Raw genomic sequence first — 9,275 nt, 5'->3', positions numbered from 1 at the left:
GGGCAGCGCCGGCGGGACCATGTCGCCGACCACCGACAGACGGGACGCACATGACCGACGCCGTGAAGGGCCCTGCGAGCTACTTCCCCTCGATCGAGAAGAAGTACGGTCGCCCGATCGCCGAGTGGAAGGACCTCATCCGTTCCTCCCCGCTCACCAAGCACGGCGAACTGGTCGCCTGGCTGAAGTCCGAACACTCCCTGGGGCACGGCCACGCCAACGCCCTGGTCGCCCACACGCTGGCCGAATCCCGTAGCCGGTAGCCGCTAGCCAGTGACGGCGGCCGGTGGCCAGGGGCCGGAGGGCAGACGCTCGACACCCGGCGGCCGACGCCCCGACGCGTGGTCCCCGGCCGGCAGGTCTGCGGGCGCGTGAGCACAGCCCCTCTGCCTGCCCTCATAACGGTGAAGGGACACCACATCTCCGAATCCCCCACGCCGGAGGGCTCTTGGGGGCTGCTCATCGGCACGGCGATCGTTCTCGTCGTCATGGCCGGGGGCTGCGTCGCGATCCTCAGCAGTTCTCTCGGCCCCTTGCAGCAGTCCGCCGACGGCTGCCTACGCGCGCTGGGCGCCGGTGACGGCAGGGCGGCCTGTTCCGCCATGACCCGTGTCGCTCAGGCCGAGTTCGCCGCGACGTACCGACAGGACACCTGTCGACAGGCGGTGGATGAGCTGGCCGCCCCTCTGACCGCCGCGGAGCGCGAGCAGTCGGCGCACACGCGAACGGGCTCCGCGGGGACCGACCCGCCCCTCGGCTACGTCGCCCTCGGCCGCAATCCGCTCCAGCTCTCCCAGCCCGTGCTGACCGAGGCCGACGGAACGTGGCTGGTCACGCAGGTCCGTTGACCCAGAGCGCCGACCGGGGCCGGGATCTTCCCGTGAAGCCGGGTGGGAGGCCGGTCCGCAGGCCTGAGCCTCACTCCGCCGGTCCGCAGGCCTGAGCCTTCCTCCCCCGTTCCGCCGTACCGGCTGCGGGGTCACGGACGAGGAGGCGGACGGCTCTCGACGCCGCGCCGGTACGCTACCGCCCCATGACGCAGCCCAGGACAGACGCCCAGGCCCTCCCCGACCGTCCGACCCTGTTCTGGGGAGTCTCCTTCGCCTCGCTGGGCGTCTTCCTCGTCACCTGGGGGCTGCTGTGGGTGAAGGCCAACGCGCTCAACGACGACCTGCCCAACGCCTGTTACGACCTGCGGAGGCAGAGCTTCCCGCCGGAGGCGGCATGCGCCTCCATGGACGGAACGCTCACCGGGGCGAACCCCGGATGGCTCGAAGTCCTCTTCTTCGCCTCGCTCGCGGTAGGCGTGATGACGACGGCCATGGCCCTGTTCATATCCACCGTCGTGCGCCAGAGGTGACTCACGGGCCCCGGCCCGAGAACAGCGGGACCACCAAGTGCGCGGAGCGGCCGCCACGCTCCTCCCCCAACCTCCGCCCCGCCCCGGAGCGTCCCGGTCCGCCGCGCCGTCGCGCACCGGAACGGCCGGGGCCGGGAGCCGGCCGGCCGGGCTGATCCCGCAGGTGGGGGCGGACGCCGGCCGGGTCTCCGCACGCATGCCGTCAGTCTTTCGAGTGAACGACCAATCCGGTGGGCCTCCCGCTTCGAAGAGCGGGTGTGACTACTTCAGGAGCTTCGTGGCAACGGCGGGCGTTCGCCGGGCTGAGCGGACTGCTCGCCGCGTACGCCTCGCTGGCGGTCGCCGAGCTGATCGCCGCCCTGGTCCGGCCGGAGGCGGGGCCGGTCGCGGCGGTGGGCGGTGCGGCGATCGACCGCACGCCCGCGCCGGTGAAGGACTGGGCCATCCGGACGTTCGGCGAGGACGACAAGGCCGTCCTCCAGCTGGGCATCCTGGTGGTGCTCGGCCTGCTGGCCGTCGCCCTGGGGCTGGTCGCCCTCCGGTACCGGCGTGCCGGCGCCGTCGGTGTGCTCGCCTTCGGGGTGGTCGGCGCCGTGGCCGCCACGAGCCGCCCGGACTCCGTCTCCCTCACCGACGCCCTGCCGTCCCTCATGGGCGCGCTCGCGGGCGCGGGGCTGCTCCACTGGCTGATCGGCCGGCTCCGTCCGAGCGGTTCCACGACGCCGTCCGCCGCGGGTCCGGAGCCCGCTTGGGACCGGCGCGGCTTCCTGCTGTCCGCCGCCGCGGCCGCCGCGGCGTCCACCGGCGCCGGCGGCCTGGGTCTGGCCCTGGGCGGATCGCGGGCCCGGGACGCCGTCGCCTCACGCGAGGCCGTCGTCCTGCCCGCCCCCGCCTCACCGGCCCCCGCCGTGCCGGGAGGAGCACGCCCGCGCGTCGCGGGCGTGAGCCCGTTCGTCACGCCGAACAAGGACTTCTACCGTGTCGACACCGCCCTGGTCGTGCCGAAGGTCGACGCCACGACCTGGCGTCTGCGCATCCACGGCCGGGGCGTCGGGCGCCCGCTGACGCTCGGCTTCCAGGACCTGCTGGACCGTGAGCTGATCGAGCGGGACATCACCCTCACCTGTGTGTCCAACGAGGTCGGCGGCCCGTACGTCGGCAACGCCCGCTGGATCGGCGTGCGCCTCGCGGACCTGCTCCGGGAGGCGGGTGTGCGGCCGCCCTCGCGGGGCGGCGGCGCCGACCAGCTGGTGGCCCGGTCCGTCGACGGTATGACCCTGGGCACCCCGGTCGAGGACCTGATGGACGGCCGTGACGCGATGCTCGCCGTGGGCATGAACGGCGAACCGCTCCCGCTGGACCACGGGTTCCCGGCGCGCATGGTCGTACCGGGCCTCTACGGGTACGTCTCGGCCTGCAAGTGGATCGAGGACATCGAACTCACCACGTTCGACGCGTACGACCCGTACTGGGTGAAGCGCGACTGGGCGCGCGAGGCCCCCGTCAAGACCCAGTCCCGCATCGACACCCCCAAGCCCTTCGCGCGCCCCGCGGCCGGGGCCGTCATGGTCGGCGGAGTCGCCTGGGCCCAGCACCGCGGCATCGACCGGGTCGAGATCCGGGTGGACGACGGCCCCTGGCAGCGGGCCGACCTCGCCGCCGAACACACCACCGACACCTGGCGCCTGTGGTCCTTCCCCTGGAAGGCCACGCCCGGCGGCCACACCCTCACCGTCCGGGCCACCGACCGCACCGGCACGGTCCAGACCGAGAAGCGGACCGGGACCGTCCCCGACGGGGCGAGCGGATGGCACTCGGTGGTGGTCACGGTCGAGTAGCCCACGCCCGCCGTGCCCGTCCCGCGACCGCCTCCCCCTACCACAGTCCCATCACTGTAAGTAATCGAACGATCACCTCAGGAGAACATGATGAACGCCTTCCGTTTCCGCCGTGCCGCCATCGCCGTGACCGCCGCCGCTGTCCTGCCTCTCGCGCTGACCGCCTGCGGCGGGGACGACAGCTCCTCGAACGCGGCCGCCGACAAGGCGGAGAGCTCGGCCCCGGCCGAGGAGAAGAGCTCCGCCGCCGAGACCCCGGTCGCCGCCGGCAGCCCGTTCGGCCCGGGCTGCGCCGCGGTGCCGGAGGACGGCGCCGGCAGCTTCGACGGCATGGCCCAGGACCCCGTCGCCACGGCCGCGTCCAACAACCCGGCGCTGTCCACGCTGGTGACCGCGGTGAAGAAGGCCGGCCTCGTCGACACCCTCAACAACGCCGAGAACATCACGGTCTTCGCGCCCACCAACGACGCCTTCGCCAAGCTCCCCAAGGCCGACCTCGACAAGGTCCTCGCCGACAAGGAGATGCTCACCAACATCCTCACCTACCACGTCGTCGGCGAGAAGCTCACCCCGAGCCAGCTGGAGAGCGGCGCCTACGACACCCTCCAGAAGTCCACGCTCACCACAGAGGGCTCCGGCGAGGACTACACCGTCAACGGCACGTCCAAGGTCGTCTGCGGCAACGTCCCCACCGCCAACGCCACCGTGTACATCGTGGACACCGTCCTCATGCCCAAGTCCTGACCCCCGCCCCGCGGCAGCGGGCGACGACCGGTGCGGCCCCTCGGGAAAGCCCCCCCCTCGGGGGCCGCGCCTCTTCTCAGCCGGCCCAGACGACCGGGTTGTCGCTGTACGCGTCGCCCTCGTCGAACGCGGCGGCCGTGACGGGCGCGCCCTTCGTGGCGCTGAGCGCGCAGGTCTCGTACGACGCGCCCTCGGTGGTGAACCCGGCGATCCCGGCGAACGCGGGCCCGCGCCACAGCCCCAGGGCCTGGGCGAAGAGACGCCGCGACTGTTCGAGACCCTCTTCGGCCAGCGCCGCTCCGACCGCCGCCGCCAGGTCCGTGAAGCCTGTCACGTCCAGCGCGTCGCGGTCGGCCCGCAGCGGACAGCCCCGGCCCTCCCGGACGACGCGGCCCGAGCTCCCCGGCACTGCCGGAGCCGATGGACGTCGGTCTGCACGTTCTTGGCGGCGGAACGGGTGGGTCGTGGTCCTGCGGCTTACCGGGCCTGCGAGCCGTAAGCGGGGCGGCCCGGCGGGCGGTCCGCCTCCACGCTTCCGCCCCTTCCGGAACGCGGGACGGCACCTGTCCCCGAGGGGAAGAGTCAGAAGGAGTACCGGATGCGGAGCCACGGCGCGTGGGCCGCGATCAGCTCCCGCAGACGGGCGAGCGCCTCGCGCTTGACCTCGCGGGCGTAGCGGACGTTGAGGGCGCCGTTCTCCGAACGCTTCGTCTCCTGGGCGGCCGGCTGCCACAGGACCTCCTCCGCACGGGGGTGCCAGCCCAGGTTGACCTCGTGGAGCTGCTGGTTGTGGGTCAGCATGATGATCTCGGCGGCGGCCTGCTCCTTCACCCGGGCGGGGAGGACGTCGTCGAGGTGGACGAGCAGGTCGGCCCAGTCCCGCTCCCAGCCGGGCCGCAGCACCACGGGGGAGAGGTTGAAGTGGACCTCGTAACCGGCGTCGAGGAAGTCGGCCGCGGCGGCGATGCGCTCCGCGACCGGGCTGGTGCGGAGGTCCAGCAGACGTGAGTCGTCCGCGGGCATCACCGAGAAACGCACCCGGGTGCGGCCCTGCGGGTCCAGCGCGAGCAGGTCGGGGTTGACGAACTTGGAGGCGAACGACGCCTTGGCGGTGGGCAGCGAGCGGAAGGCGGCGACGAGGTCGGCCGTGTTGTCGCAGATCAGAGCGTCGACGGAGCAGTCGCCGTTCTCACCGATGTCGTACACCCAGGCGTGCGGGTCGCACTGGTTGGCCTCCGGTTTGGGCCCCTGCGCCCGGACGTGCCGCCGCACGTGGGCGATGATCGCCTCGATGTTGGTGAACAGGGTGATCGGGTTGGCGTAACCCTTGCGGCGGGGCACGTAGCAGTACGCGCAGGCCATGGCGCAACCGTTGGAGGCGCCGGGGGCGATCCAGTCGGCCGACCTGCCGTTGGGCCGGGTCGTGAGGCTCTGCCTGACGCCCAGGACCAGGGTCTCGGTCTTGATGCGGGTCCAGCGGGCGATGTTCCCGTCGTTGCCGTGGAGGGAGGGGATGCGCCAGTGGCCGGCCACCTCGGTGACGGGGACCCCCGGCAGCCGCGCCAGAATCTGCCGGCCCCGGGGGGAGTCGAGCGCGGCGGGCTCCGCGTACACCTCCCGTACGTCCAGCATCCGCCTGGCCCGCGGGCTGTCCCGGAACCCGCCTCGGGCCGGCGGTGCGGGGAGCTCCGTGTCCTCCCAGCCGAAGAGAGCCTGCTGCTCGGGGCCCTCGGGGCCGGGTCCGCCCGGCAACTGGTTCACCGCACTGCTCCTGCTCTCTCCTCGCGTTCCCGGTCACTCCGCGTCCCGGTCACTCCGCGTCCCGGTCACTCCGCGTCCCGGTCACTCCGCGTCCCGGACGCCCGGGGCGGGGCGCCGCCGGCCCGGGCGGCCCGCCGCGGACGGACCCGACCCTACGCGGGAGGCGGCGGGACGGTGGTCGCGCCGGGCGCCGGAGTGTCGGCGGGCGGAGGGCGGCGGGGGCTGGCAGCATCGGCTGAGCGGCGGCCGCCCGGCCGCCCGGCTGAGCGGTCGGCTCACGCGGCGCGACTCCACGCGGGGGCCGCTCCCCGGCGGCCGGACCGACACCGGCACTGGCGCCGATACCGACACCGGTACCGGCGCCGGCACTGATACCGGTCCGGACCCGGCGCGGCCCGGTCCTCGGCGCCCCGGGGCACGGCGTAGCCACGTCACGCAGTCCCCAGGCCGCGCCAGGCACCGGGACACGCCGCCCCCTCTGCGCCGCATCGCGCGCACGGGACACCGGACGTGAGAGGCGGAAACACCCATGGCGTCACGCCCCCACTGGCTGTTCGGGGACCAGCTCGGCCCGCACCACCTCGATCCGCGCCGCGGCGGCCCCGACGCACAGGCCCCGGTGATCATGATCGAGGCGCGTTCGGTCCTGCGCCGCCGCCGTTTCCACCGAGCCAAGGCCCATCTGATCCTTTCGGCGATGCGGCACCGCGCCGCCGAACTCGGCGACCGGGTCACCTACGTCCGGGCCGAGACGTACACCGAGGGCCTGGAACGGGCACTCGGGCCGCACACGGCGCCCCGCCGGACGAGCGGTGACGACGGGGGAGCGGCCGACACGCGGCGGCGCGGGCCCGGCGCCCGGCTGACGGTCTGCCACCCCACCTCACGCCGGGCACGCGACTTCGTCCAGGCGCTGGACGGCGTGGAGACCCTTCCGGCGAAGGGTTTCCTGGTGAGCCACGACGAATTCGCCGAGTGGGCGGACCGGGGCGCCGGGCGGGCCCTGCGGCTGGAGGGCTTCTACCGCTGGGTGCGGGAGCGGCACGACCTGCTCATGGACGGCGGCGAACCGGCCGGCGGGCGGTGGAACCTGGACCACGACAACCGTGAGCCCCCGCCGCGCGCACGGGACGCCCTCGACGTCCGGGGGCCCTGGCAGCCGAAGGAGGACGAGATCGACGACGAGGTCCGCCGCGACCTCGACCGCTGGGAACGCGACGGCGACGTCTCCTTCGTCGGACGCGACGGCCCCAGGCGCTTCCCCGCCACCCGGCGCGAGGCGCTGTCCGCGCTCCGGCGCTTCGTCGCCCACCGCCTCCCGGACTTCGGCCGCTACGAGGACGCCATGCTGGCGGCCGACCCGGTGATGAGCCACAGCCTGCTCTCCGCGCCCCTGAACCTCGGCCTCCTGGACCCGGCCGAGTGCGTGGAGCGCGCCGAACGGGCGTACCGGGCCGGCGAGGCCCCCCTCAACAGCGTCGAGGGCTTCGTCCGGCAGATCGCCGGCTGGCGCGAGTACGTCTGGCACCTGTACTGGCACTTCGGTGAGGACTACCGCCACCGCAACGCGCTGCGCCACACCGCCCCGCTGCCGGACTGGTTCCTCGACCTGGACGCGGAGGCGGTCACCGCCAACTGCCTGTCCACGGTCCTCGCCCAGGTGCGGGACACCGGCTGGACCCACCACATCCCCCGTCTGATGGTGCTCGGCAGCCGCGCCCTCCAGGACGGCTGGGACCCGGAGGCCGTCACCGACTGGTTCCACCGCTGCTTCGTCGACGGTTACGACTGGGTGATGCTCCCCAACGTCGTCGGCATGTCCCAGTACGCCGACGGGGGCATGATGACGACGAAGCCCTACACCTCGGGCGGCGCCTACATCCACAAGATGAGCGACCTCTGCGCCCCCTGCGCCTATCGCCCCACCCACCGCACCGGCGAGGAAGCCTGCCCCTACACCACCGGCTACTGGTCCTTCCTCCACCGCCACCGCACCCGGCTGGCCGCCAACCACCGCACGGCCCGCGCGGTCAGGGGCCTCGACCGGCTCGCGGACCTGCCGGAACTCCTCGCCAGGACGGCGGAGCGCGGCGACGCCCCTCCGTGACGGGGACCCCGCGCACGCCTGCGGGCTCGGGAAAGCGGTCCGCCCCTGGCCTCAGGGGACCAGGGGCGGACCGCTCGTGCCCTGGTCTCCGGACCAGGACCCGCACGAGGGTTCAGTGCTTGGCGTGGCGGCGCCGCTCGGGCTGCCCCGGGCCGTCGATGTCCAGCCCGTCGCTGTCCCGCGCGTCGCGGGCAGGTGTCCGCGTGGCACGGGCGCGGAGGACCTCGATGACGATGGGCACGACGGAGAGGAGGACGATGCCGATGAGAACGGCCTCGATGTGCTCACGGACGAAGTCGACACCACCGAGGGCGGCGCCGAGGAGGGTGACACCGACGCCCCACAGGATGCCGCCGACGATGTTGTACGTGAGGAACGAGCGGTAGTTCATCCGGCTGACGCCGGCGATGATCGGCGTGAACGTCCGCACGATGGGCACGAACCGGCACAGGACCAGTGATTTCGGGCCGTGCTTCTCGAAGAACTCGTGCGCTTTGTGCACGTTCTCCTGCTTGAAGAAGCGGGAGTCGGGTCGGTTGAAGATCGCCGGACCCACCTTGCGGCCGAACAGGTAGCCGGCCTGGTCCCCCAGGATCGCCGCCACCGCGATGAGCGTGCACGTCAGCCACAGGGGCGTGTCGAGGGCGCCGGTGGTGGTCAGCAGGCCGGTGGTGAACAGCAGCGAGTCACCGGGCAGGAAGAAGCCGATCAGGAGGCCGGACTCGGCGAAGACGATCGCCAGCACTCCGTACAGGCCGAACTCCCTGATCAGGAAGTCGGGGTCCAGCCAGCTCGGGCCGAGCGCGAGCGTCGAGGCGTAGGTGTTCATGGGCGGAGGGGCTCCTGCGGAGGAGGTGGACGCGATCGGTCCACAGACGGTGTGGACAAACTACAACGCCTGCCGACCCCGCTGCGGTTGCCTGCCACCCCTCCCCCGCATCACCGAGGAATCGCCCCGGGCCGCCCCTGAGGGCCCGGACCACGTGCTGGACACGCTGTGCGAGGAGAGCGACGTGCGGGAGAGGCCCCTGCCCCTCCCGAAAGCGGCTGAGCTCCTGGGGGGGGGTGCCTCTATGTCTTTCGTCAAGGCACCTCTGTCGGGTTTGGGGTGGTTCGGGGTTGCTGGTGTTATGCGGCGAGTGCGACGTCCGCGGGCGTTCGGGATTCGTAGAAGGTGCCGTCGCGGAGCAGGGCGAACAGGACGCTGATGCGTTGGCGGGCGAGGCGGAGGAGGGCTTGGGTGTGGGTTTTGCCGCGGGCTCGTTGCTTGTCGTAGTAGGCGCGGGAGGCCGGGTCGGCGTTCATGCAGGCGAAGGCGGACAGGAACATCGCCCGTTTGAGCTGGCGGTTTCCGCCTCGGGGTGCGTGTTCGCCGTGGATGGAGGTCCCGGACTGCTTCGTCGTGGGTGCGAGGCCGGCGTAGGAGGCGAGGTGGGCGGCGGTGGGGAAGCTGGTGCCGTCGCCG

Annotated in this window: 10 protein-coding genes; 6 read left to right on the top strand and 4 right to left on the bottom strand. The window is 72.9% G+C overall.

Annotation, left to right across the window (positions count from 1 at the left end; translation table 11 throughout):
* Nucleotides 1–50: 50 nt before the first annotated feature.
* The 5 genes from V9U70_RS26335 (at nucleotide 51) to V9U70_RS26315 (ending at nucleotide 3,942) form a co-directional block, all read left to right on the top strand.
* A complete protein-coding gene (locus V9U70_RS26335; protein ID WP_336679188.1) occupies nucleotides 51–263 on the top strand; it encodes a DUF4287 domain-containing protein in 213 nt (70 codons plus the stop codon).
* 141 nt (nucleotides 264–404) lie between these two features.
* Nucleotides 405–848: a hypothetical protein gene (locus V9U70_RS26330; RefSeq protein WP_336679186.1), complete on the top strand. Its 444-nt coding sequence runs from the start codon at nucleotides 405–407 to the stop codon at nucleotides 846–848.
* Nucleotides 849–1,033: 185 nt separating this feature from the next.
* Entirely contained in the window at nucleotides 1,034–1,360 is a 327-nt protein-coding gene (locus V9U70_RS26325; protein ID WP_336679184.1) for a hypothetical protein, read from the top strand.
* A gap of 257 nt (nucleotides 1,361–1,617) precedes the next feature.
* Nucleotides 1,618–3,198 (top strand): molybdopterin-dependent oxidoreductase, encoded by a 1,581-nt coding sequence (locus V9U70_RS26320; protein ID WP_336679182.1) that lies wholly within the window; start codon nucleotides 1,618–1,620, stop codon nucleotides 3,196–3,198.
* Between the two features lie 90 nt (nucleotides 3,199–3,288).
* The gene (locus V9U70_RS26315) at nucleotides 3,289–3,942 is read left to right on the top strand and encodes a fasciclin domain-containing protein (protein WP_336679180.1); all 654 of its coding nucleotides are present in this window, start codon (nucleotides 3,289–3,291) and stop codon (nucleotides 3,940–3,942) included.
* 76 nt (nucleotides 3,943–4,018) lie between these two features.
* On the opposite strand, the gene V9U70_RS26310 is transcribed toward V9U70_RS26315, so the two are convergent.
* A complete protein-coding gene (locus tag V9U70_RS26310; RefSeq protein WP_419724036.1) occupies nucleotides 4,019–4,351 on the bottom strand; it encodes a BTAD domain-containing putative transcriptional regulator in 333 nt (110 codons plus the stop codon).
* A gap of 173 nt (nucleotides 4,352–4,524) precedes the next feature.
* The gene (locus V9U70_RS26305) at nucleotides 4,525–5,703 is read right to left on the bottom strand and encodes a spore photoproduct lyase family protein (RefSeq protein WP_419724035.1); all 1,179 of its coding nucleotides are present in this window, start codon (nucleotides 5,701–5,703) and stop codon (nucleotides 4,525–4,527) included.
* A gap of 529 nt (nucleotides 5,704–6,232) precedes the next feature.
* On the opposite strand from V9U70_RS26305, the gene V9U70_RS26300 reads away from it, so the two are divergent.
* Nucleotides 6,233–7,810: a cryptochrome/photolyase family protein gene (locus V9U70_RS26300; RefSeq protein ID WP_336679179.1), complete on the top strand. Its 1,578-nt coding sequence runs from the start codon at nucleotides 6,233–6,235 to the stop codon at nucleotides 7,808–7,810.
* 112 nt (nucleotides 7,811–7,922) lie between these two features.
* On the opposite strand, the gene V9U70_RS26295 is transcribed toward V9U70_RS26300, so the two are convergent.
* Together V9U70_RS26295 and V9U70_RS26290 are read right to left on the bottom strand one after the other, a co-directional pair.
* Nucleotides 7,923–8,639: a DedA family protein gene (locus tag V9U70_RS26295; protein WP_336679177.1), complete on the bottom strand. Its 717-nt coding sequence runs from the start codon at nucleotides 8,637–8,639 to the stop codon at nucleotides 7,923–7,925.
* 299 nt (nucleotides 8,640–8,938) lie between these two features.
* Nucleotides 8,939–9,275, bottom strand: a 337-nt coding sequence (locus V9U70_RS26290; protein WP_336679175.1) for a transposase, incomplete at its 5' end; no start/stop codon positions are given.

Origin of the sequence: Streptomyces pratensis (assembly GCF_037137275.1) — a bacterium.
Classification (GTDB): Bacteria; Actinomycetota; Actinomycetes; order Streptomycetales; family Streptomycetaceae; genus Streptomyces; species Streptomyces pratensis_B.
Note: the sequence above shows the minus strand (reverse complement) of the source record. Positions and strands in the feature narration are given on the sequence as shown.

Coding starts and splice junctions, on each gene's coding strand:
- V9U70_RS26335 (WP_336679188.1), top strand. CDS start 51: ATGACCGACGCCGTGAAGGGCCCTGCGAGCTACTTCCCCTCGATCGAG.
- V9U70_RS26325 (WP_336679184.1), top strand. CDS start 1,034: ATGACGCAGCCCAGGACAGACGCCCAGGCCCTCCCCGACCGTCCGACC.
- V9U70_RS26315 (WP_336679180.1), top strand. CDS start 3,289: ATGAACGCCTTCCGTTTCCGCCGTGCCGCCATCGCCGTGACCGCCGCC.
- V9U70_RS26300 (WP_336679179.1), top strand. CDS start 6,233: ATGGCGTCACGCCCCCACTGGCTGTTCGGGGACCAGCTCGGCCCGCAC.
- V9U70_RS26295 (WP_336679177.1), bottom strand. CDS start 8,639: ATGAACACCTACGCCTCGACGCTCGCGCTCGGCCCGAGCTGGCTGGAC.